This window comes from Polycladidibacter stylochi, from assembly GCF_001562055.1.
GTDB classification, from domain to species: domain Bacteria; phylum Pseudomonadota; class Alphaproteobacteria; order Rhizobiales; family Stappiaceae; genus Pseudovibrio; species Pseudovibrio stylochi.
Window position 1 is genome coordinate 32,095 of sequence record NZ_LLWE01000041.1, and the last position, 22,033, is coordinate 54,127.

The following is a 22,033-nucleotide window of genomic DNA, read 5'->3' on the forward strand; positions in this document are numbered from 1 at the left end:
TGGGCGGCCTTCTTAAAGAAGGCCGCTAAGATTTAGTCTGCTATTTGGCTTGGCTCGCATCAGAAGCGTTTTCTGATGCTGCAGAACCTGGCTCTTCCTTTGCAACAAGCATACGAGCGGTCTTTACAGCAGAGACGCAAATAGCAAGCACGAGGAACATGAGCGGGAAACCGATGAGGGTGAACATACCGCGGATACCATCGATACCACCTGTGGCGATAATGATGTAACCTACAGTACCAATTGCTGGACCCCAGATCAGTTTGAGATATTTCGGAGCTTCTTCATCAACACTGGAGCTTTTGCAGCTCAGTGTGGCCAAAACAGAAGTCATTGGGTCAGCATATGTTACCAGTGACGCAATAATGGCAATAATGAAGATAACCATGGTTACTTTGGCAAGTGGCAAGCTACCGAAAATAGCGAACACAGTAGAAGCCATACCGTTAGTCTGAATGTTTGCCCAGATATCCAGCGTACCTGTTGATTGCAGGTGAATTGCAGAACCACCGAAGATCGCAATCCAAACAAAACAGAACAAGCTTGGGCCGAACAGTGTCATGGCAATGAATTCACGTACTGTACGTCCACGTCCCAAACGGGCATAAAACAGACCAATCAAAGGAGCAACAACGAAGAAGGATGCCCAGAACTGTACTGTCCAGCCTTTTGCCCACTCGTCTGTTGTCATTGCATTGGTGATGGTTGCTTTATTGAAGAACTTGGTGAGGAAATCGCCAAAAGCAGTTACACCAATATCAGCAATGAAGATTGAAGGACCAAAGATAAGTACGAAGATGGCCAGACCAATGAAGATTTTGGTGTTGGCATCAGCAATCATACTCAGGCCTTTTTTCATGCCTGAAATACTGGATGTTGTGAACACAACCGTGATGACAACCGCTGTAATCAGCCATACAAAATTGCCGGATTCAATACCGAAGACATTTTCCAGACCAGATGCGATGAGTAGCAAAGCACCACCTAAAGAACTGGCAACGGCACCACCAAGAGTAAAGATACAAACAGCATTGATGATTGTACCAACAACACCCGAGTGCTTTTTGCCAAGCAGGCCATAAAGTGTTGTACTGACTGAGTAAGATTCATCGCGGCTGTAAACAACCATGGCAACGGCCAATGCACAAATTGTGTACATAGAATATTGCATGATGGTCCAGTGGAATGCAGTCTGCGAAATTGCGGTAATGCCAGCTTCGCGGCTAAACGGTTCTACGTTCCAAGCTTGTGCTGGTTCAGCGAAGAAGAACATAGGTTCAGCTGATGCCCAGAACAGCAAACCGGTACCGATGCCAGAGCAAAGGCAGATACTAAACCATTGCCAGAGTGATAAATCTGGTTTGGCGTCTTTACCACCAAGGCGGATATCACCGTATTTTGAGAATAACAGGTAAATGATAGTAAAGAAGGCTATGAGACCGGAAATCATAAATAGCCAGCCGAAGCGTGCCGAAATCGTGTCCAAAACACCATTTAGGAAGCCGCCCATTTGGTCGGTAAACATAATACCGGCAAAAATGAATACTGCCATGCAGATAAATGCAGGCCAGAAAGACAACGGCTGAATACTCGTTTTGTCTTGCCCGTTTTTCATTGTATTTCTCCCGCGCCTCAAATGCTTTTGTTACCCGAATGAGGCTTTTATTTTAGGATTTACGTTGACGTTAAGTCGCGTCCTCCAAACACATGGCACTTAACATCTAGGTCAGTAGTTATTTTGTTGTGGCAGTTTGTCTTGGAACAACAAAATATTGTGTGTTTCAATCAGTTATTGGAATCCGTAGTTTCCTCCTCTTAAAACCTCTGCCAAATGTTGGGGGAGTGGCTGATGGGGGAACATCAGCCAGCATGAATTAGCGTAAATCTACCGATGCAATAAGTTTCTCGATTGCCGCTTTTTCATCATTGGTTAAAGGTTGCCGCGGACTTCTGGCTGTACCGCCGGTTAAGCCCATTTTCTCTTGGAAATACTTGGTTGTTTGCACAACTTTGCCAGCAGTTTCCAAGTAGCGAGCTACTGGTAGGTAGCCGTGATACAGCTTGCGGGCACCGTCCCAATCGCCTTTTTCAACGGCAGTTGTGAAAATGTCGCGTGTCATATTTGGTGCGAAGTTGCCGCCCATGCAGACCCAGCCTTTGGCACCAGCTGCAAAAGACTCAAAGCACATATCTTCCCAACCACAAAATACGGTGATTTTGTCGGAGAGCTCGGCCACAATTTGTGAAACCCGTTTCACGTCACCGGAAGATTCTTTGATGCACTCAACATTTGGCAAATCAGCGATGCGTGCCAATGTGTCAACTTCAATATCCAGACCCGAGCTACCTGGATTGTTATAGACCATAATAGGCAGGCGCACGTTTTCGGCGACTTGCTTGTAATAGGCGTAGATTTCTTCTTGCTCAATACCGGAGCCTGGAGGCGATAACACCATAACGCCAGCGGCACCAAGATCGGCAACATGATTGGATAGCTCGATGGTTAAATCGGCGCGCGCTGTAATGGTGCCGACAATTACCGGCACTTTGCCAGCTACTTTTTCAAGCACAAATGCACTCAGTTCTTTGCGCTCTTTGTAGTCGAGAGTGAGATACTCACCCAATGCACCACACACCATAATGCCTTGAACATTCTGTTCGAGTAAGTGCTTCAGGTTACTTTCTACCCCGTCATAATTGATGGAGCCATCTGAGTGCATTGGTGTCGATAATACGACGAAAACACCTTGCAACTTGCTCATAATTTATTTCCCTAGCAGTAGTTCCATATTGCAGAACCGTGTTCCATATTATGATTTAAACGCTATAACACATAATTCGTCAATAAGTTAAATTTAGTATTGTGCTAAGGGCTAGGTCATGGCTTAAATGAAATAAAAGCGATAAACGCTTGCCGTAATAATGTGAATATTGAATATAATTGATATATATATTAGATATAAAAGATAAGGATAGATAAGCAAATGACAGCAGATGATAATAAAAAAGCTACAAACGCAATGGGATCTGTAGTTAAAACATTTAATGTACTAGAGGCTCTATCCAATTACCAATCATGCGAGCTTACTTATATTGTTAAGAAGACGGGATATCCGAAATCTACTGTTCATAGAATACTATTGACGCTGATAGAGCTTGGTTATGTCAAGCAGTTTTCAGAAACAAATAAATATGGTTGTACGTTCCGCATTTTGAACCTTGGTTCCAAAATAGTGGGAAAAAACACAATCGTTTTAGCCGCAAAAGCGATTCTGGAAGAAATGGAGACAATTACCAACGAGAACATAAACCTCTGCCTGCCCGATGGAAATGTTTTGGTAATCGTTTCCAAGCGCGAAAGCAATTACTCGTTACGCCCTTCCCAGCCAATAGGTCAACGCTTACCATTCCATGATTCTGCAAATGGCCGCGCCTATTTGGCGCACTGTAATCAGGAAATGCGCCGCGGAATCATCGAGCGTCTTTATAATGATGGCTCAATCTCGGATATTCTGAGTTTTGAAGATAGGCTGGCAAATATTCGCCGGGAGGGTGTTGCCCTGGAAATTGAAGAGCATATCAAAGGCGTGGGTTGTATTGCCTCGCCTTTGTTTGATCATACAGGTCGCGCTATTGGTACTTTGGGCATCGCGACTCCCACCGTACGCTTAAAAGAAGAAAAAATATCACAATTCCGCAGCCTGGTGATCACCAAGGCAAGAGAGCTCTCGAACCAGCTGGGTGCGGAATTATCTTAATTAACTCTTCACTTCCTAACCATGGCCTAGAGAGCGGCTAATATTGCGAGCAGCATGGAGTAAGTGAGGGCATATTTCATCTTCAATGGTGCTTGGGTCGCCCTTACCCCATAGCATATTAACAACTATGGCAGCGGTGCAATCACCTTCAGATGTACAAATAGGTGCCGCGAAATTCAGCTCACCGGGAATGAACTCGTCCCTTTGAAGCGCGTAACCTGCAATTCTGGCTTCTTTGAGCTTTTCGATGATGTCTTCAACATTCGTTGCTGTCTTCGGGGTTAGTTGCGGTCTCGGATTTTCATGCAATAGCTTTTGAACATCACTAATTGGCATTTGGGATAGAATAGCACGTCCGCCCGAAGTACAAAAAGCGGGTTGGCGTTCTCCCATATAAGCGTTGGGATAATAGAACTCCCCCCTTTTCAAGCGAGCGATATAAACAATATCGGCACTATCCAGCTCAACGAGAGCAACTGACCTGTTGAGCTTTTCACTCAGTTCAACAAGGTTTGGCATTGCTACACTAAGTAATGGATTTGCATTTAAGTAGTTGAAACCGAAACAAAGTGCACGCGGCGTCAATGAATATCGCCTGGTTTTAGAATCTTTTTTCAAGAAACCAAGTTCAAACAAAGTATTCACTAAGCGTTGTGCACCGCTTTTTTCTAGACCCGTGATTCGAGAAATATCAGTGATTCCTAAATCTCTACGCCTATTGCCGAAGCACTCAAGCACTTTAAGCCCCTTGGCAAGTGAGCCAACGAACATTGGTGAGGAGCTCAGATTTTTTTTCTCTTTTTTTTCAACGATATGTGACATTTTTTAATTTTTTCCTGCTGTACAACCAGTAGGGGTTATTGACTAATAATGCAATACGAATAATGATATCTAATATCACATATTAAATATTACAACACAAGAGGGGAATTTTAATATGATTGATCAAAAGACACAACGTGGTTTAACACGACGTAGTATGCTCACACTTACCGGCGGTGCTGCTCTCGGTGCCTTGGCCGCGCCAAGTATATTGAGGGCTGAAACTAAAATTGGCGGCGAGTTATACTTGGAAACATTTGGCGGAAGTTATGCTGAAGCTGTTACCAACATTATTGTGAAGCCTTTTGAGGAGCGCTACGGCGTTAAGGTTCACATTTCGCAGTTTGGTAATAACGCTGAAGTACTTGCAAAACTACAAGCCGGGAATTCGCGGGTTGATGTTTCAACGCTAGGGGGGGGAGAAGTATACCTAGCTGCGAAAAACAAAATTTTGCGACCGCTCAACTTGAGCAATATTCCCAATTTTGCGCAGCAACACGATAAGTTCCGCAAACCAAATTATGAACTGGGCGATACGAATAACTTTAGTGCGGGTCTTGTTTGGGGTGACCGCGCAATTGCTTATAATTTTGATAGTATTGATGAAGCGCCCACATCTTGGGAAGCATTATGGGACCCGCGTTTTGCTGGCATCTCTTCTGCTTATTTGCCTTTCCCGGGTCCAATTGAAATTGGTGCGCTGGTTCTTGGCCAGGACATGAACAACATTAGTGATCTTGATGCGATCGAGAAAAAACTGATGGAGCTAAAAGGCAACTTGCTCAAGTGGTGGAGCAGCGGTTCCGAGCTGACCCAACTGTTTGCTATGGGTGAGGTCGCAATTTCCGACTTCTGGCGCGGCCGTGTGAACACAATGAAAGAGCAAGGTCTTCCAGTTGATTATGTTGTTCCGCAAGAAGGTGCTCCTTCGTGGGTAGACACCATGGTTGTTCCGAAAACCTGTCAAAACGTGCCTGCTGCAGAAGCTTTCATTAACACAATGCTTGACGCAGAAATTCAAAGGCAATTTGTGCTTCATGGTATTAACTATGCGCCAAGTAACATTGAAACAAAGCTCACTGAGAATGAAAAAATTCGCTTGGGTGCATCTGAAAATATTTTCGATACCGCCATTTTCGCTGATGCTGCCTACGTTGCAAGCCAGGCCAATGATTGGAATTTGGTTCTAAACCGTTTGAAATCATAGGGGTTTAGAAAGCCGGTGACTTACACCACCCCAACGGCCTAGTAGGTCGCCGGTTTCTTACGTATTGGTCTAGCAGGAAATAAAAATGACAAAATTTGACGTCGAACTGGATAATGTATCCAAGCGTTTCGGTGAGTTCACTGCCGTCGACAATGTTAACTTCAAAATTAACAAGGGCGAATTCTTCTCCCTTCTAGGGCCGAGTGGTTGTGGCAAAACAACACTCATGCGGATGATTTCTGGTTTCGAAGCACCTAGCGAGGGAACCATAAGAATCTCCGGAAAAGACGTGACCCACGATCGTCCATATGAGCGTCCTACAAACCTTGTTTTTCAGCATTTGGCATTGTTTCCCCATCTAACAATTGCAGAAAACATTGCCTTTGGTCTCCGCCTGAAGAAACTGAGTAACGGCGAAATTGACCGCCGTGTGGACGAGATGCTGGAGCTGGTGCGTCTACCAGGGCTTGGCAACCGTAAGATCTCCCAGCTTTCCGGTGGGCAAAAGCAGCGTATTGCCATTGCCCGCGCATTGGTAAACAGACCGGCTGTTCTATTGCTAGACGAGCCACTTGCAGCACTTGATCTTAAACTGCGTGAACAAATGCAGTTGGAATTGAAGCGCATTCAAAGTGAAATTGGTACCACTTTCATTTATGTAACCCATGACCAAAGCGAAGCGATTACCATGTCCGATGTAATCGCCGTAGTAAATAAGGGTAAGATTGAGCAGATGGCGGATGCAACCACCATCTATGAAAAACCCCAGTCTGCCTTCGTCGCCAACTTTATTGGTGAGACCAACCTGCTTGAGGGCGAAATTGCTTCAATCAACGGTGATGCAACTGTTGTTGTCGTTGAAGGCGTGCCAATCAAGGTAAAATCGGTAGCTGGTGCCCATGTTGGCCAAAAAGCTCATGTTTCTGTACGCCCTGAGAAAATCATCTTCGATGCAATTGATGCCGATAGCTGCAACCACTTTGAAGCGGTAATTGATAACGCCATCTACATGGGTAACTACACGCACTATCAAATGCATCTTGGCCAAGGCCTTAAGCTTGGAATTGATGTGCAAAACGCAACCCATTGCGAGCGCAAATCAATTGGCGAAAGCGTACACATTGCTTGGTCTGCAGACCTTGGGGTTCTATTGCCTGGAGAAGTACAATGAGTGGTGCTATGCCCATGCGCCCTGAGTACAATTCAGAGGCGATACAGCTTCGCAAACGTATAGCGATGTTATTGAGCCCGGGCTTATTGTGGCTCTTAGTGTTCTTTGCGCTGCCAATGTTCTTTGTACTGCGTAGTAGTTTTGATAGTTTTGCCGGCGGCGTCATGACCTCCGATTTCACTTTGCAAAACTATGCGAGAATATTCACCGAACCCCTTTATATTCAAGTTTTGTTTAAAAGCTTGTTGACGGGTTTGTTCGTGACTGTCTCGTGCCTGGTTATCGGCTATCCAGTGGCGCACTTAATTGCGCGAAGCACGGGCAAAAAACGTAATCTCCTGCTTATCGGCCTGGTGATCCCGTTTTGGACCAGTCTGGTTGTACGCACGTATGCATGGAAACTACTGCTGGGGACCAACGGTGTCGTGAACTATCACCTTATGCAATTGGGTATTATCGATACGCCATTGCGCATGCTATTCACAACAGGTGCTGTTGTTGTTGGCTTGGTTCATGTGTTTTTGCCATTTATGATCTTGCCGCTTTATGCATCGATTGAAAAGCTTGATGCCAGTCTTGAAGAAGCCTCGCAGGACCTCGGTGCAAATGCTGTCCAGACCTTCTTCAAGGTAACACTCCCTCTCACGCTCCCCGGCGTTACCACCGGTTGTATGCTTGTTTTCATTATGACCGTTAGCTCATTCCTCACGCCGGATCTTTTGGGCGGAGCAGGAAATGCCATGATCTCAAACATCATTCAGTCTGAGTTTTTCGGCACCTTTAACTGGCCATTCGGTAGTGCACTTGCCATCAGCTTCTTGTTGTTCTCGTTACTTTTCGTAGCGGTCTACAACAAGTTTTTTAACCGCGAACAGAAAGGCTAGACCATGCTTGGACGCGTAACACAAAAAACCTGGTCAATGCTGGTTTACCTGTTCTTGTTTGCTCCTATTTTGGCAGTAACGTTGATGTCGTTTAATGCCTCTCGCTTTTCCAAATACCCGCCTACCGGGTATACACTGGATTGGTATGTAGATGCATTTGAAGACCCGGCGATTGTACAGGCAATCTTGACCAGTGCCTTTATTGCAATTGTTGCTGCTAGTCTTGCAACCATTATTGGTACTTTGGCAGCGGTGGCGATTTCCCGCTATTCTTTCCGCCTACACGAGTTCTTTCGTGCCACATTCATGGCCCCGCTGATTATACCCGAGGTGGTGATTGCAGTGGCATTGTTAGCATTGTCTGCCAACTTGAACTTGCAAGGCGGCCTGCCAATTGTCATCGCCGGTCATGTTCTTATCGGCCTACCATTTGTGCTCACAGTTGTCTCGGCAAGGTTGCATGGTCTTGGTGTGGACGTCGAAGAAGCCGCAATGGACTTGGGTGCGAATGAGGTACAAACCTTTTTTAAGGTGACATTGCCTTTGGCAATGCCGGGCGTCATAGCAGGGCTTGTTCTTGCCTTTACGATCTCATTCGACAACTTCTTGGTTACCTACATGACAGCAGGTTCGGGAACCGTCACGATTCCGATCAAGATCTATTCGATGCTGCGTTTCGAGGTAAGCCCGAAAATCCACGCGGCTTCAACAATAGTGATCGCTCTGACTGTCGCTCTGATGCTGCTCTACCAGTTCTTCAGCAGGGAATCGGAAGAGAAAACCCATTAATAACGCCAATTGGCTTTCATAAATAATAATAGGAAAACAACCATGAAGTTCCGCGAGTATGATCAGTGGGACGCGGTGGAGATGTCTGAGCTTGTGCACGCCAAGGCTATCAGCCCGACAGAGCTGTTAGAAAGTGCGATTGAGACAATTGAAACAAGAAACCCAGCTATCAACGCCGTAACTACTAAAACCTATGATGAAGCGAGAGCACAAATTGCCAAAGGACTTGGCGATGGCCCATTAGCCGGTGTGCCACTGCTTCTGAAAGATTTAGCTATTCAATATAAGGGTGTTGTTACATCTGCGGGTAGTCGCTTATGTGCAGATGCGGTTGCAGATCATCACAGCACGCTGACGCAAAGGTATATGCAAGCTGGCGCTGTTATTCTTGGAAAAAGCAATAGCCCCGAATTCGGGGTATCCGGCTCCACAGAGTCGGAGCTACTAGGCCCCTGCAAAAACCCATGGGATACGAGCCGCAGTGCAGGCGGCTCCAGCGGCGGGGCAGCCGCAGCAGTTGCTGCAAGGTTGACGCCGGTGGCCCATGCATCTGACGCCGGCGGCTCCATTCGTAACCCCTCTTCGGTTTGCGGCGTCTTTGGCCTTAAAACCACGCGTGCCCGCACGCCGTTGGGCCCTCTCATCTCCGAAGGTAGTGGAGGCTTGTCCATTCAGCATGTGATCACAAGAAGTGTACGCGATAGCGCTGCGTTTCTAGATGCATCTGCCGGCCCCGCAACAGGTGATGCATATACGGCACCGGGTACAAATGGTTTTTTAAAGGCTCTTGCCTCGCCGCTCACGCGGAAACTACGTATCGCAGTGCATACCGAACCTTATCACAATGTTGCAATTGATCACTCTTGCATTGAGGCAGTGCAACAAACTGCCAAGCTTTGCGAGAGTCTGGGGCATATTGTTGAGGAGGGGCAGCCAGATATTAACGGCGATGAAGAAATGGCCGTCAATAGCGTTCTGTGGAGTGTAAATCTGGCCAATACGGCCAAGTCCTTGTTTGCGGCAAAAGGCATAGCGCCATCACCGCAGTACATGGAGAAAAACACTTGGAATATGGTCGAGTTAGGGCTCGCAACCAGTGGGACCGATTACATTCAGGCGGTTCAGAAAATGCACCGTACCAGCCGCAAGATAGCTGCCCTGTTTGAAACTTACGACGTTGTATTGTCGCCAGTACTGTCCCGTCCTGCCTGGAAACTGGGAACCTATGAAGCAGGCTGCGATGATGTTGCAGCATATTTCCGAAGAATCTTCGATCACTCTCCATTCTGCTGGCCCTACAACATGAGCGGTCAGCCGGCCATGTCTGTTCCAATGCACTGGAATGATGGTGGCTTACCGGTTGGTGTGCAGTTTGCCGGAAGATATGGCGATGAAAAAACTCTGCTGCTCTTGGCAGCTCAGCTGGAACAAGCACAGCCATGGGCCCATCGGGCACCAGACCTTGTTTTAAACTCCTAGGACAATAAAATGGTAGAAACACTTAAATGCATTTCTCCGATAGATCAGTCGGTGTGTGTGGAGAGAACATGCAGTAGCCTTGAAGATGCCCGCCAAGTTGTTAAAGCTGCACAAAAGGCCCAGATAGAATGGCAGGCGCGTACGCTTGAAGAGCGTATTTCGATGGTTCTAGCTGCTGTCGATAAACTTGCCGATTACGATGATGAAATCGTCAAAGAACTTGCGGTTATGATGGGGCGTCCCGTGCGTTTTGGCGGCGAGTATGCCGGAGTTAAAAGCCGCTCTGTGTATATGGCAGGTATTGCAAAGGACGCGCTTGCGGATCAAATCATCGACTTGGACGATGGAGCAGACCGAAAAATCAAGCGTGTTCCTCTTGGTACATTGCTGGTAGTTGCCCCGTGGAACTATCCGTATCTCACGGCCATAAACACTATCGTGCCTGGCCTGATTGCCGGTAACACGGTTGTGCTCAAGCACGCTTCACAAACCTTGCTGGTTGGGGAACGGTTCCAACAAGCGTTTGATGCTGCCGGCATTCCCGCTGGTGTTTTCCAAAATGTTTTCCTTGATCATGATACCACTTCTACATTGATTGCTGAGGGCGCATTTAACCTGGTCAACTTCACCGGTTCTGTTGGTGGCGGCCGGGCAATGGAAAAAGCAGCTGCAGGAACTTTCACCGCGATCGGCTTGGAACTCGGCGGTAAAGACCCGGGCTACATTACCCAAAATGCCGATTTGGATGCCGCTGTGGCGAGCTTGGTCGATGGCGCTATGTTCAACTCCGGTCAGTGTTGCTGTGGTATCGAGCGTATTTACGTGCACGAAAGCCGCTATGACGAAGCAGTTGAGAAAATTGTTGATCTGGTCAAGCAGTACCAGCTTGGAAATCCACTTGATGAAGCCACCACTTTAGGGCCGATGGCACATGAACGCTTTGCGCATGAAGTGCGCGAACAAATAACTGATGCACTGGAAACGGGCGCAACCGCACATATAGATACATTCCCCGAAGATGATGGCAAAACCTATTTGTCGCCTCAGGTATTGACAGATGTCACCCATGACATGCGGATCATGCAAGAAGAAAGCTTTGGTCCGGTGGTCGGCATCATGAAAGTCCGAGATGACCAGGAAGCCATTACGCTGATGAATGATAGCGAGTTTGGTCTTACCTGTTCTGTCTGGACCAATGACATGAAACAGGCCGAGGCGATTGGCGACCAGCTGGAAACCGGGACTGTTCTTATCAACCGCGCAGATCATGTTGACCCTGCACTGTGCTGGACGGGCAGTAAAGATACCGGTCGCGGTGGCGCACTTTCTGCAATCGGTTTTCAAAACCTGACACGTCCAAAATCCTACTATCTAAAGAAAGTCTAATAATGCAACTCAACGGCAACTGGAACTATCCAACAAAAATTCGTTTTGGCGAGGGGCGTATCTCAGAATTACCCGAGGTTTGCCAAGCAGCTGGAATTAAGAAACCTTTGCTAGTCACAGATCGTGGGCTCGCTAAACTGCCGATCACGGAACAAACACTCGCAATTCTTGCAGATGCCGGGATTGAGTGTGGTTTATTTGGTGAGGTTGACCCAAATCCGACAGACATCAACCTGACAGCAGGTGTACAGGCATTTAATCAAGGTGGTCACGATGGTGTCATTGCCTTTGGTGGTGGTTCTGGCCTCGATTTGGGTAAGATGGTCGCCTTTATGTCTGGCCAATCACGGCCTGTATGGGACTTTGAAGAAGGTGAAGACCGCTGGATGCGTGCAGACCCGACAGGTATTGCGCCAATTATTGCGGTACCAACAACCGCAGGCACCGGCTCTGAAGTTGGCCGCGCTTCTGTTATTACCAATTCGCAGACGCACGAGAAGAAAATTATCTTCCATCCTGATGTTCTTCCAAAAATTGTGATTTGTGATCCGGTATTGACAGTGGGCATGCCAAAATTCATCACAGCTGGTACAGGGTTGGATGCCTTTGCGCATTGTGTCGAAGCGTTCTCCTCACCTTTCTATCATCCAATGAGCCAGGGTGTGGCCTTGGAGGGTATGCGTCTGGTTAAAGATTATCTTCCACGTGCTTATGCAGATGGAACAGATATCGAAGCACGCGCGCATATGATGAGTGCGGCAGCGATGGGAGCAACAGCTTTCCAAAAGGGTCTTGGCGCTATTCATGCACTTAGCCACCCGGTTGGTGCACTCTACAACACGCATCATGGCACGACCAATGCCGTTGTTATGTTGCCTGTTCTGCGCCTCAATGAGCCTGTGATCAGAGAGCGTTTCGACACTGCAGCGCGTTACTTGGGTATTGACGGTGGTTTCGATGGCTTCTGCCAGTTTGTGCAAGAGTTTAACGATCATTTCAGTATTCCAAAGTCATTAACCGACTTGGGCGTGAAAGATGTTGAAATGGATAAACTCATTGAAATGGTTCTTGCCGACCCTTGTTGCGAAGGTAACCCGGTTGAACTGACGCATGATAATGTCCGCCAATTGATTGAAAACTCTTTGTAAAAGCCTGCAAATGAAAAGGCGGGCACTCTCGCCTTTTCATAACCTCGCCTTTTTATAACTATGAAAAATCTACGCATGGAAAGAGCGAGATTGTGTTGTAACCAGCGCTCTTAGCCAATTAATTGATAAAGCCTAGGCAACTTCACCCCTGTATTGGTTAGTTGCTCGCCATTCTGTTGGGTTTTTTCCGGTAATGCGAAGAAATTCTCTATTGAAGTTTGATTTACTTTGAAAACCGGTTTCATCTATTATTCGGGTCACTGAATACTCTGTAGTAGCAAGTAACCGACAAGCCTCTTCAATACGAAACTGGTTGACATATTGTGAAACGTTCATAGAACGACTGCGGTTTACTGCAATCGATATTTGTCGGGAAGGTACACCTGCACGCCTTGCCAATCTGCTTAAACTTAAATTCGGGTCTTTAAAAAGCCCTTTATTTTGTAGCAAGGTGTCAATTGCACTCAAAATCTCAGTGTCAAGTATAACATCATCTGCACTCAAGATGTTACTTGCCTCTTTTGTTTCTATCTCTATCTCATCATTGCTCGAAGTATCTGTATTCTCTCCGGCTGTTGTTGCAGCAATACAAAGGCAAAGTAAAATCAGTAGATTGGAAGCGGATAGAATAGTAGCAACATGAGCTCCTTGCCACTGTATGAAGTCAAGGAGTACCAGAGCATCTATAATCCCAGTACTTAACAACAAGTAGGCAGCGACTTTTAAAGCTGTGTAAGCGGGTAAAACACCATTTAAAGAAACTCTGTGTAATGCAGAGGGTCCAATTCGAACAGTGTGAAATAATGCAATGCTATAACCAAAACTCAAAGCTATGAGTACATAATCTATCAAATTTGCATCAACAACTAATAAGAGACCAATAAGCGGAACTGGTAAAAGATGGAGCCAGACTTTCCAGTCTTTAATCTGCACGGATTGCGGGCGAATATGTGTAAATGCAGCCCAAGTTAAAACAGGTAAGCTTGCTGCTACCAATGGCTGTAAATACTTGGCCTCTGTTAAATGATAATTCCAACGTAAGCCACTCAAAATCGTTTGTGTGATACAAACAATAAATAGAAGCAGAAAAAATATTTTTTCAGTAAGTTTTTGATCACCTGCCCGCAATATTTTCACAAACAGCAATAATAGCATCAATGTAACAACAAAGGGGAGCGGAATTGTAAGCATTCAACTTTCCTGAATGATCTATTAATTAATAACTATTAATACTATCAGATATAGATAACAATTATCAGTTGAATATTAGTAGACTGTAAACATTCAATAAGGTGGAATATTTCAACATTTCCACTTCATGTTTGAGTTACCACTTCCACCCTGAGTTAAGATTTACTGATTTTTTAAAATTCATTCTATAAAATGTTCACTTGATGCAAAGGCTAACAACCGCAGGCTACGGGGCAACTCTATTACTGTAGCCTTATGTGTAACTTCTGTTACCCCCCCACCTTGCAATTCTCGTTGCCAGGACTCTAAAATTACGGTTGCAATACCTAACTCTCCGGCTATTTCGTCGACTTTGCGCCCGCTCACTTCAACCAGCCGCACAGCTTCTCTCTTAAACACTTCTGCATCTATTGGTTGACACATAAAACTCTCCCATAATTAGTTTACCTCAAAGCTCTCCAGATTTTCATTGTTTGCATAAATACTTCATTGCTGCCTAGCCAACATTAGAGCCGATAAGAGGAAAGACTGTTTGAGCTCCAAACGTTCTGCAAACAGGCTTCGTGTCTCCGCCGTATTAGATCCAATACGGAGACTTAACTTCGCCTTGTCATAGCTAGGCGGAGTGGAATTCGTGTTGCATGTAGAGCAGGCAGTCCTCCGCCAATAGCACCCACCAGTAAGGCCAATAAAACAGCGTTGGCGGCCATAGAAAATGATAGCTTAAGTTCAAATGCAATTTGTGTGTTATCTGTACCAACTGTTGAAGCGGCCCAACCATCTAGTAGCAATAGTGCGGCACATAAGCCTATAAAACAGCCGACCAATGTGAGGAGCAGTCCTTCCAGCCACGTGCCCACAAAAGCTGAAATCCGGCTAAACCCTAATGCACGCACCGTAGCTATTTCTACCTGCCGATCAGAAACAGAGCTGTACAATGTTGTTAGAGCGCCAATAATTGCCCCCAGTGCCATTACCAGTGATATTGGCCATCCAAGCCATAAAATTATTTGGCTGACCCGTTCTGATTGTGCTGAAAAATACTGCTTTTCTGAAAGTACTCGAACCGGTAGACGTGGGTTGGCATCGATATAAGAAGTAAGCTGTTCTAAGCTATTTGGTCCAGCTAATTGTGCACGCAAGCTTTGAACTTGGTTCGGACGATTAAATAATATTTGAACTACTTTCACATCGCTAAGTAATTCAGACTCGAAGACCGATCCATTTGCTTCAAAAATACCAACAATTTTCCAACGTGAGCGGCCAAACTCTATTGTATCATTCAAAGTTAGCCCCTCGTACTCTTGAGAGAGGCGCTGGCCGACGATCAACTCATTAGCACCTAGTGTAAATAGTCTACCAGAAACAAGTTTTATAGATGGACGCAACGTCAACCCATGAGCCCCGATACCACGTAGCGAAACTGTTGCGGGCAGGTGATCCTGTTTGCCTAACACATCAACTGGAACAATTGTTTCTGCAGATAATACAGTTGTTCCCTGAGGATTTTTGACAAGGCCTGGCGCTTCTTCCAGTAAATGGATGTGCGGTGGAGCAATGCTGCTTCCGAGCTCAGATCGCGCACCCAGCCCCATAACAATTGCTACGTCTTCGCTCCCCATTTGTGTTAGGGTTTTGTTAAATCCATTTGCCATTGCAAGAAAGCCAAGCAATATCATAGTTACCAGAGTCACAGAAAATACAAGAGATATGGAAATCCATTGACGCCGGCCAAGACTACGCAAATTTGCGTTTGTGATAGCAACACATTGACGAAGTAAATTCATAAAATCACCTATTTAACTATGCTTGAGAGCATTGGCAATTGGTTGGCGAAAAGCGCGGTACGCGGGTAGAAAGCCGGTAAGAAAACTCAACAGGAGCGCAAAACCTAGAAGCTGTAGAACAGTTTGTAATGATAAACTTATACCAGGAACAACACTGGAAAGTAGCTCATTCAAAACAGGCATTAGTAAAGCGGTTAATCCAACGGCAGCCAATGTTCCCATTGCAAAAATAATCAAGGTTTCTGCAAAAATACTGAGCATAATAATAGTGCCCGAAAACCCAAGTACTTTTAAGATACCTATTTCAGAAATGCGTTCACGTATGGCGAAAGTCATCGTGTTAGCAACAATCATCAAAATTGTAATGAATGATGCTGAAACAATAACTCCGACGAGTAGTTCCACATTGGCAAATTGGTTCATGAAGGCTTTCATAAAAGCGATTTCAGATTGACTACGCGTTTCATGACTTGAATTTGCAAAGCCTTCATCAATACGTTTTGCAACCACATCGATTGATTCTGTATCATTCGGCAGCACGCCCAATAGTGAGACAGTATCCTGACCATGCACTAATGCTTCGTTGAAATAATCATAGTTTACCACCAAGAAGGCAGTATCAACATTGGGTTTCAGCCCATCAAAAATACCAGCCACCTCAAACGACCAATCATGCGTACCATCTTGATTAAAGTGACGGAAGCTGGTGAGCGTTATTTTCTGTCCAACTTGCCAGCCTTCTTTCATCGCCAATGTACGGCCGACTAAAGCCCCATCACGCTTTTGCCCCATCATGCGCACTAAGTTCTCTGTGATACTGTACGTGTTTAGAAAAATACGATAGTAGCTGGGAATATCGACAGCATTGGCGCCAAGAATATTATATTCGTTCTTATAATAGGCGCGCAGGCGCGTCATGTGCGTGGCCTCCTGCACCCCTTCAATTTGCCTAATTTTATTCCAATAGCTAAGCGGAAGTACTTCATTACTACCAATCTTATTGGTTACAACCAAGCGTTCGGCAATAGCTTCAGCTCCTTCGAAACTTTTTTGAAAGCTGGAAAGAACGCCGTAAATAAGAAAGGCATTCATAATACAAAGGACAAGCAATACGCTGCGAAGCATTTTACGACTAAGATTTTTAAATATCAAAGAAGCATAGCTCATTGGGCTGCCTCCAGCTCTTTACGCACAAATTGGCCCTTATCCAAATGAAGGGTCCGCTTTGCGTATGCTGTGGCGCTGGGGTCATGGGTGACCATGACGATTGTTTTGCCCATTTCAGTGTTCAGGATTTTTAGGATATCTAGGATTTCCTCAGCCGATTGGCGATCTAAATCTCCAGTTGGTTCATCGCAAAGCAGTACCTGCGGATCCATTGCGATTGCACGCGCGATGCCAACGCGCTGCTGCTGGCCTCCAGATAGTTCTGAAGGTAAATGCTTGCCCCGTTTGGACAGTCCAACTATATCGAGAATGGTTTTAACCCGTTCGGCCCTTTCATAACGGCTCAACGATGTTAACAGCAATGGCAGTTCAATATTTTGCGCAGCTGTAAGCATTGGCAACAAGTTATAGAACTGGAACACAAAGCCAATATGCGTAGAGCGCCATTGGCTCAGCTTAGCCTCGGACATTTGGTCGATGCGCAAAGAACCCACTGTAATTTGACCACTGGAAATACGATCTATACCGCCAATCAAATTCAAGATTGTAGACTTGCCAGAGCCGGATGGTCCCATAATTGCCAAGAAATCACCCGTTGGAATATTCAGTGTGACCTCATCAAAAATAGTTATTTCATTTTTCCCGAGCTGATAGCATTTCGAAATTTCTTTAAGATGAATGCTTGTATCTAACGTCATGTGAACAGTCTCTTTTTTAATAAAGCGTTACAGTTATTAATTTGCAGGCAGTTTAAAAGTGACTTTTGCCGACATATTAGGGAACATACTGGGTAGCGGCTTTGCAATGGCAAGCCGGACAGCAACAGTGCCCTTCTGCCTAGAGGCAAAAGGTATAATAGCGCTAACGGTGACTGGTATTTGCATTTCAGGATAAGCATCCAGTCGGGCTATACCCTTTTGGCCTTGCTGAAGTTGAGCTATATTTACTTCAGCAATATCAATATCAATACGCAGTTGTTGCGGATCAATAACCTGTACAAGCCCTGCGTTAGCCGGTCCACCGTCAAGTCCAGACTGTAAAACTTCGCCAACTTCGCTCAATCTTGTAACAACAACCCCATCAAACGGAGCGCGGATTGTATAATAGTGTAGCTGTTGCGAAAGCTTTTCAACTTCAAGTTCTTCAGTAGCTAAGGCCCGTCGAGCACGAACAAGAGCGCTATGCATACGCTCTTTTTTTAGTAACGCCGCATTGAACATTGCTTTGCTCACTACGCCTTTTTGATGCAAAATCGAAAGACGCTCTACAGGCTCTTGCGCTTCGGCAAGAGCTGCTTGAGCTTCTATAACCTCAGCTGCAGCCTTATTCACTTTCGATCTGGCAATATTCAAAGACATTACAAGTAATGTGCTATCAAATTGAGCCAGCATTTGTCCCTTCTTGACAATATCGCCCGGCTCAACCTCGAAGAGGATAATGCGTCCGCTAATTTCGGGCTTTATTGTCACCACATGATCCGCTACCACATAACCGGAGCCAACTATGGTTTGTGACGTAATTGCCATCTCTTCATTATCATTGAGTACGTCGGATACTGATGTGTTGTGGAGCGACTTTGCAGTTCTTTCAGTTTGTGTCCTATCGGCTGGTGCCCTAATAGAAACGACTGCTTGCTCGGGTTGCTCTGCTGGGAAGAAGTACTTTGCTCCATCAAAATAGGCATAGGAAATACCTGCCAAGCACATAACAATGACAGCGCTTACCACTGGTGAATGCCATTTTGCACCTTGTTTTCGTGCTGACGGCTGCGGCGCTTCATTTCTATCTATCTGTAAGCTTTTCAGCTTATCTGAAAGTTCTGCTTTGTGTAACACGGTGTTTTTCCAAGTTCGGGGCTCTTTGAAAGCATTTACAAACTATGGAAACGAATGACCTTTTGTGCGACCCATATTGCGTTACAGGTCGTCCTTGATTGCAATCTAGGGAGATTAGTTGGTTACTTTTGGGACCAACTTTAATTCAGATAGGTGGTATATTGATGAACAGTGGTGAGAAATTTGATGAGTAAAAACAGTTATGTAATTTAGTTTTCGAGTCTTCTTGAAAAAGCCAAAACCAAAAAAGCGAAGCTGCTGAGTTTATGTTCCCTATGCCTACAGCTATCAAACACATAGTAACACAACCTAAACCAAAGGCCCCGGATTGGGGCCTTTGGCATTCATTGGCGTTTCTTTGCCGCCTTAAAGGTGATGGGGCTGGTTAGTCAGCTATTGCTTTAATGCGTTTAATCAAATCAGCCACTTTGGGGTCTGCTTTTGCCGCTTCTTCATGCATCGGCATTACTTTTTCAATGAAAGGTTCTTTTTTGACATCAATAAACTTAACACCAAGAGTCGTCTTCGCTGTTTCAATGGCTTCCAGTGTTTGCTCATTGTAGAGCTTACGGTGGAAGTCCATCATTTCACGGGCAGCGGTTTTCAAAGCTTTCTGTTGGTCTTCTGGCAATGCGTCCCAACTTTGAGCCGATATCATGAGCACACCCGGTATCATAGTGTGCTCATCTTTAGAGTAGATTTTTGCCACTTCACCATGGCGCACATCGACAAGTGCTTGCGGGTTATTTTCTGCGCCATCAACAACACCTTGTTGTAATGCCGAGTACAGCTCGCCAAAGGCGATAGGTGTTGGGTTACCACCCAGCAGCTCGACCATTTTAATGGCTGATGGGCTTGGTTGGACGCGGATTTTCATGCCTTTCAGATCAGCGGGTGTATTGATTGCTTTGTTGGCATAGAAGGAGCGCGATCCATCCACCATGAATGCCAGACCAATAAAGCCTTTTTTGTAGCTTGATTGATAAATATCCTCGGCAATGTCGCTGGTGAGAACTTTGTAATAATGTGGCTCACTGGTAAAGATGTAGGGCAGTGTGAGAGCCGAATAAGCACTGTCAAAGGCTTCCATTTCACTTGCGTTCGAGCGGGCCATATCTAGTAGGCCGTTTTGCATCAGCTCTACCGACTCACGCTGTGAGCCAAGTTGTGCATTTGGGAAAACTCTTATGCGCAATTTGCCATCGGTGATTTCTTTCACCCGTTTGGCCATGAACTCTAGAGAGATATGGGCAGGGTTATCGGTTGGCAAGTTATGACTTAAACGCAATGACTTCGCTTCGGCCACTGTTGCTCCCACCATGAGTGCCGACGTTAACAATGCGCCTAACATATGTTTATTACGGAACATAATATTCTCCCAGACTACAGATTGTTCTGCCAATTATTGGTGTGCAGGACCAAATTTGCAGGGCCTGCGTATCTGGATAATGAACCAAAAAATAAATTGGTCAACCAAAAATTACGGATTATGTATTGACACATAGGCCAACCCTCCAAAATTGGTTAACTGAAAACTTTTGTCCTGCCAACAATGCTAACAATCACCTGCTTTGTGTTCACCTGATTTATGCCTTTTGGCATCCATAATATTGGCCGGCCAAAGTAATTTGAAATTACTCGATATTGAAATCATGTGTACCCCATTCAAAACACAAGGTAATTTTCATCAATGAAGGTGATCTTGCTAAACTATAGTATGGTATAATTTAAAATTGGCTATATCCCCTATATGCTATGATCACAGCTTCAACAGCATACAAAGGCATTCCAAGGGGGCACCATGTTAAACACGCAATTAGCGAATACAGAGCTCTTTCAGCAAGCTGCGTTTATTGATGGTGCCTTTGTACAAGCAGCCTCATGCAAAAACATAGAGGTACGAAACCCTGCGAATGATGAGCTCATAGGCTTTGTGCCCAATTGCGATGCGCATGAAACCCGCCAAGCCATTGATAGTGCACAACAGGCACAAAAACACTGGGCAAAAAGAGCAGCAATTGAGCGCGCCAATATTTTATTAAACTGGTATGATCTTATCATGTCAGCGCAAGAAGACCTTGCATGCTTGCTAACCGCAGAACAGGGAAAACCATTGCCCGAAGCACGCGGCGAAATTGCCTATGGTGCCAGCTTTATTCGTTGGTTTGCTGAAGAGTGCCGCCGCGCATCTGGTCAAATTATACCGACATTTCAAAATGATAAACGTTTGCTCGTCATGAGGCAGCCCATTGGTGTTGTTGGTGCCATAACACCATGGAATTTCCCCAATGCGATGATAACCCGCAAGGTTGCCCCTGCGCTTGCTGCAGGTTGTGCTGTGGTATTAAAACCAGCCGCGCAAACACCCTATTCTGCCCTAGCTCTTGCTGTACTGGCACAACAGGCAGGCTTACCGGCAGGGCTTTTTTCGGTTGTCACGGGTGATGCAGCTCCCATTGGTAATGAGCTCACCTCCAATCCTATCGTCCGCAAGCTCACATTTACCGGCTCCACCGCTGTGGGGGCCAAGTTATACGCCGCTTGCGCACCAACAATTAAAAAAGTGAGTCTGGAGTTGGGCGGCAATGCCCCCTTCATCGTTTTTGATGATGCAGATATAGACGCAGCGGTTGAGGGCGGGTTGATTGCTAAATTTCGTAATAATGGACAAACCTGCGTTTGTGCAAACCGGATTTATGTCCAAGCGGGCATTTATGATGCGTTCTTGCAAAAGTTGACCGCGCGCTTGGCAAAAGAAAAAACTGGTAATGGCTTTGAAGCGGGGGTTGCCTTTGGACCCTTGATAGATCAAGCAGCCCTGGAAAAGGTTGAAGAGCATATTGCCGATGCAGTGGCCAAAGGAGCAAAGGTAGAACTGGGCGGAAAGCGCCACCAACTCGGCGGTACTTTCTTTGAGCCAACAGTGCTTTCAAACAGTCTGGATACGATGCTGATTGCGCGTGAAGAAACATTTGGTCCTGTTGCGCCTATCTTCCGCTTTGAAAGTGAAGAGGAAGTTATAAAGCGGGCGAATGATAGCGAATACGGCTTGGCTTCCTACTTTTATTCAAAAGATCTCGCGCGATGCTTTCGGGTGAGTGAAGCGCTTGACTATGGTATGGTCGGAGTTAATAGCGGAATTATTTCTACTGAAGTTGCCCCATTTGGCGGGGTCAAGCTCTCCGGCATTGGGCGTGAAGGGGCAAGCACTGGCCTAGAGGAGTTTGAAGAGCTTAAGTATGTGTGTATGGGCGGAATTTGAAACCTTTTGCTTTTTAGGTAGCTTCATTCTTACATAATAATAACTGAATGTAATTTTATTGTCGTTCTATTCATAGATAAAGTTGTTTTAAGATATAGTGCGCTGTCCATCTCAGCGCCCTAAGAATTATTTCTATTAATAATATAA

The 22,033-nt window shown here is 45.6% G+C and carries 19 protein-coding genes; 9 read left to right on the forward strand and 10 right to left on the reverse strand.

The window, feature by feature from the left end; all coding sequences use genetic code 11:
• Window positions 1-40 precede the first annotated feature (40 nt).
• On the reverse strand, window positions 41-1,615 hold the full coding sequence (locus AYK67_RS15335; RefSeq protein WP_068088838.1) for a BCCT family transporter: 1,575 nt from the start codon (window positions 1,613-1,615) through the stop codon (window positions 41-43).
• A gap of 259 nt (window positions 1,616-1,874) precedes the next feature.
• Window positions 1,875-2,762, reverse strand: a complete 888-nt coding sequence (locus tag AYK67_RS15340) for a dihydrodipicolinate synthase family protein (RefSeq protein WP_068088839.1) — start codon at window positions 2,760-2,762, stop codon at window positions 1,875-1,877.
• Between the two features lie 222 nt (window positions 2,763-2,984).
• Here AYK67_RS15340 and AYK67_RS15345 point away from each other — a divergent pair, with 222 nt between their 5' ends.
• Window positions 2,985-3,758 (forward strand): IclR family transcriptional regulator, encoded by a 774-nt coding sequence (locus AYK67_RS15345; protein WP_068088841.1) that lies wholly within the window; start codon window positions 2,985-2,987, stop codon window positions 3,756-3,758.
• A 15-nt stretch (window positions 3,759-3,773) separates the two neighbouring features.
• Here the strand turns inward: AYK67_RS15345 and AYK67_RS15350 are convergent, their stop codons facing one another.
• Window positions 3,774-4,580 carry an IclR family transcriptional regulator gene (locus tag AYK67_RS15350; protein ID WP_068088844.1) on the reverse strand — a complete coding sequence of 269 codons (807 nt, stop codon included), beginning with the start codon at window positions 4,578-4,580 and terminating at the stop codon, window positions 3,774-3,776.
• A gap of 115 nt (window positions 4,581-4,695) precedes the next feature.
• Between AYK67_RS15350 and AYK67_RS15355 the strand changes: the two genes are divergently transcribed.
• The 7 genes from AYK67_RS15355 (at window position 4,696) to AYK67_RS15385 (ending at window position 12,644) form a co-directional block, all read left to right on the forward strand.
• Window positions 4,696-5,787, forward strand: a complete 1,092-nt coding sequence (locus AYK67_RS15355) for an ABC transporter substrate-binding protein (RefSeq protein WP_068088847.1) — start codon at window positions 4,696-4,698, stop codon at window positions 5,785-5,787.
• An 85-nt stretch (window positions 5,788-5,872) separates the two neighbouring features.
• On the forward strand, window positions 5,873-6,958 hold the full coding sequence (locus tag AYK67_RS15360; protein WP_068088848.1) for an ABC transporter ATP-binding protein: 1,086 nt from the start codon (window positions 5,873-5,875) through the stop codon (window positions 6,956-6,958).
• Window positions 6,955-7,842, forward strand: coding sequence for an ABC transporter permease (locus AYK67_RS15365; protein WP_082735870.1), 888 nt, complete (start codon window positions 6,955-6,957; stop codon window positions 7,840-7,842). The genes AYK67_RS15360 and AYK67_RS15365 overlap by 4 nt, the downstream gene beginning before the upstream one ends.
• Window positions 7,843-7,845: 3 nt before the next feature.
• Complete coding sequence (locus AYK67_RS15370) at window positions 7,846-8,631, forward strand: ABC transporter permease (RefSeq protein ID WP_068088849.1); 786 nt, start codon at window positions 7,846-7,848, stop codon at window positions 8,629-8,631.
• A gap of 42 nt (window positions 8,632-8,673) precedes the next feature.
• Window positions 8,674-10,110 carry an amidase gene (locus tag AYK67_RS15375; RefSeq protein ID WP_068088850.1) on the forward strand — a complete coding sequence of 479 codons (1,437 nt, stop codon included), beginning with the start codon at window positions 8,674-8,676 and terminating at the stop codon, window positions 10,108-10,110.
• 9 nt (window positions 10,111-10,119) lie between these two features.
• Window positions 10,120-11,496 carry an aldehyde dehydrogenase family protein gene (locus AYK67_RS15380; RefSeq protein ID WP_068088852.1) on the forward strand — a complete coding sequence of 459 codons (1,377 nt, stop codon included), beginning with the start codon at window positions 10,120-10,122 and terminating at the stop codon, window positions 11,494-11,496.
• A gap of 2 nt (window positions 11,497-11,498) precedes the next feature.
• Complete coding sequence (locus AYK67_RS15385) at window positions 11,499-12,644, forward strand: iron-containing alcohol dehydrogenase (RefSeq protein ID WP_068088856.1); 1,146 nt, start codon at window positions 11,499-11,501, stop codon at window positions 12,642-12,644.
• A gap of 132 nt (window positions 12,645-12,776) precedes the next feature.
• Here AYK67_RS15385 and AYK67_RS15390 read toward each other — a convergent pair whose 3' ends face one another.
• The 7 genes from AYK67_RS15390 to AYK67_RS15420 form a co-directional block, all read right to left on the reverse strand.
• The gene (locus tag AYK67_RS15390) at window positions 12,777-13,835 is read right to left on the reverse strand and encodes a helix-turn-helix domain-containing protein (RefSeq protein ID WP_068088859.1); all 1,059 of its coding nucleotides are present in this window, start codon (window positions 13,833-13,835) and stop codon (window positions 12,777-12,779) included.
• 180 nt (window positions 13,836-14,015) lie between these two features.
• Window positions 14,016-14,258 carry a transposase gene (locus AYK67_RS15395; protein WP_068088860.1) on the reverse strand — a complete coding sequence of 81 codons (243 nt, stop codon included), beginning with the start codon at window positions 14,256-14,258 and terminating at the stop codon, window positions 14,016-14,018.
• Window positions 14,259-14,431: 173 nt separating this feature from the next.
• On the reverse strand, window positions 14,432-15,622 hold the full coding sequence (locus tag AYK67_RS15400) for an ABC transporter permease (protein ID WP_068088863.1): 1,191 nt from the start codon (window positions 15,620-15,622) through the stop codon (window positions 14,432-14,434).
• A 12-nt stretch (window positions 15,623-15,634) separates the two neighbouring features.
• Window positions 15,635-16,789 (reverse strand): ABC transporter permease, encoded by a 1,155-nt coding sequence (locus tag AYK67_RS15405; RefSeq protein WP_068088866.1) that lies wholly within the window; start codon window positions 16,787-16,789, stop codon window positions 15,635-15,637.
• Entirely contained in the window at window positions 16,786-17,487 is a 702-nt protein-coding gene (locus AYK67_RS15410) for an ABC transporter ATP-binding protein (protein ID WP_068088869.1), read from the reverse strand. The genes AYK67_RS15405 and AYK67_RS15410 overlap by 4 nt, the downstream gene beginning before the upstream one ends.
• 36 nt (window positions 17,488-17,523) lie before the next feature.
• Window positions 17,524-18,624, reverse strand: coding sequence for an efflux RND transporter periplasmic adaptor subunit (locus tag AYK67_RS15415; RefSeq protein WP_068088872.1), 1,101 nt, complete (start codon window positions 18,622-18,624; stop codon window positions 17,524-17,526).
• 385 nt (window positions 18,625-19,009) lie between these two features.
• A complete protein-coding gene (locus tag AYK67_RS15420; protein ID WP_068088875.1) occupies window positions 19,010-19,993 on the reverse strand; it encodes a TRAP transporter substrate-binding protein in 984 nt (327 codons plus the stop codon).
• A gap of 432 nt (window positions 19,994-20,425) precedes the next feature.
• Here AYK67_RS15420 and AYK67_RS15425 point away from each other — a divergent pair, with 432 nt between their 5' ends.
• Complete coding sequence (locus AYK67_RS15425) at window positions 20,426-21,886, forward strand: NAD-dependent succinate-semialdehyde dehydrogenase (RefSeq protein ID WP_068088878.1); 1,461 nt, start codon at window positions 20,426-20,428, stop codon at window positions 21,884-21,886.
• Window positions 21,887-22,033 lie beyond the last annotated feature (147 nt).

What these genes read in the sequence shown, in the direction of transcription:
- AYK67_RS15410 (WP_068088869.1), bottom strand. Translation starts at nt 17,487, where the DNA reads ATGACGTTAGATACAAGCATTCATCTTAAAGAAATTTCGAAATGCTAT.
- AYK67_RS15360 (WP_068088848.1), top strand. Translation starts at nt 5,873, where the DNA reads ATGACAAAATTTGACGTCGAACTGGATAATGTATCCAAGCGTTTCGGT.
- AYK67_RS15380 (WP_068088852.1), top strand. Translation starts at nt 10,120, where the DNA reads ATGGTAGAAACACTTAAATGCATTTCTCCGATAGATCAGTCGGTGTGT.
- AYK67_RS15405 (WP_068088866.1), bottom strand. Translation starts at nt 16,789, where the DNA reads ATGAGCTATGCTTCTTTGATATTTAAAAATCTTAGTCGTAAAATGCTT.
- AYK67_RS15390 (WP_068088859.1), bottom strand. Translation starts at nt 13,835, where the DNA reads ATGCTTACAATTCCGCTCCCCTTTGTTGTTACATTGATGCTATTATTG.
- AYK67_RS15340 (WP_068088839.1), bottom strand. Translation starts at nt 2,762, where the DNA reads ATGAGCAAGTTGCAAGGTGTTTTCGTCGTATTATCGACACCAATGCAC.
- AYK67_RS15385 (WP_068088856.1), top strand. Translation starts at nt 11,499, where the DNA reads ATGCAACTCAACGGCAACTGGAACTATCCAACAAAAATTCGTTTTGGC.
- AYK67_RS15425 (WP_068088878.1), top strand. Translation starts at nt 20,426, where the DNA reads ATGTTAAACACGCAATTAGCGAATACAGAGCTCTTTCAGCAAGCTGCG.
- AYK67_RS15420 (WP_068088875.1), bottom strand. Translation starts at nt 19,993, where the DNA reads ATGTTCCGTAATAAACATATGTTAGGCGCATTGTTAACGTCGGCACTC.
- AYK67_RS15335 (WP_068088838.1), bottom strand. Translation starts at nt 1,615, where the DNA reads ATGAAAAACGGGCAAGACAAAACGAGTATTCAGCCGTTGTCTTTCTGG.
- AYK67_RS15395 (WP_068088860.1), bottom strand. Translation starts at nt 14,258, where the DNA reads ATGTGTCAACCAATAGATGCAGAAGTGTTTAAGAGAGAAGCTGTGCGG.
- AYK67_RS15375 (WP_068088850.1), top strand. Translation starts at nt 8,674, where the DNA reads ATGAAGTTCCGCGAGTATGATCAGTGGGACGCGGTGGAGATGTCTGAG.
- AYK67_RS15365 (WP_082735870.1), top strand. Translation starts at nt 6,955, where the DNA reads ATGAGTGGTGCTATGCCCATGCGCCCTGAGTACAATTCAGAGGCGATA.
- AYK67_RS15350 (WP_068088844.1), bottom strand. Translation starts at nt 4,580, where the DNA reads ATGTCACATATCGTTGAAAAAAAAGAGAAAAAAAATCTGAGCTCCTCA.
- AYK67_RS15345 (WP_068088841.1), top strand. Translation starts at nt 2,985, where the DNA reads ATGACAGCAGATGATAATAAAAAAGCTACAAACGCAATGGGATCTGTA.
- AYK67_RS15370 (WP_068088849.1), top strand. Translation starts at nt 7,846, where the DNA reads ATGCTTGGACGCGTAACACAAAAAACCTGGTCAATGCTGGTTTACCTG.
- AYK67_RS15355 (WP_068088847.1), top strand. Translation starts at nt 4,696, where the DNA reads ATGATTGATCAAAAGACACAACGTGGTTTAACACGACGTAGTATGCTC.
- AYK67_RS15400 (WP_068088863.1), bottom strand. Translation starts at nt 15,622, where the DNA reads ATGAATTTACTTCGTCAATGTGTTGCTATCACAAACGCAAATTTGCGT.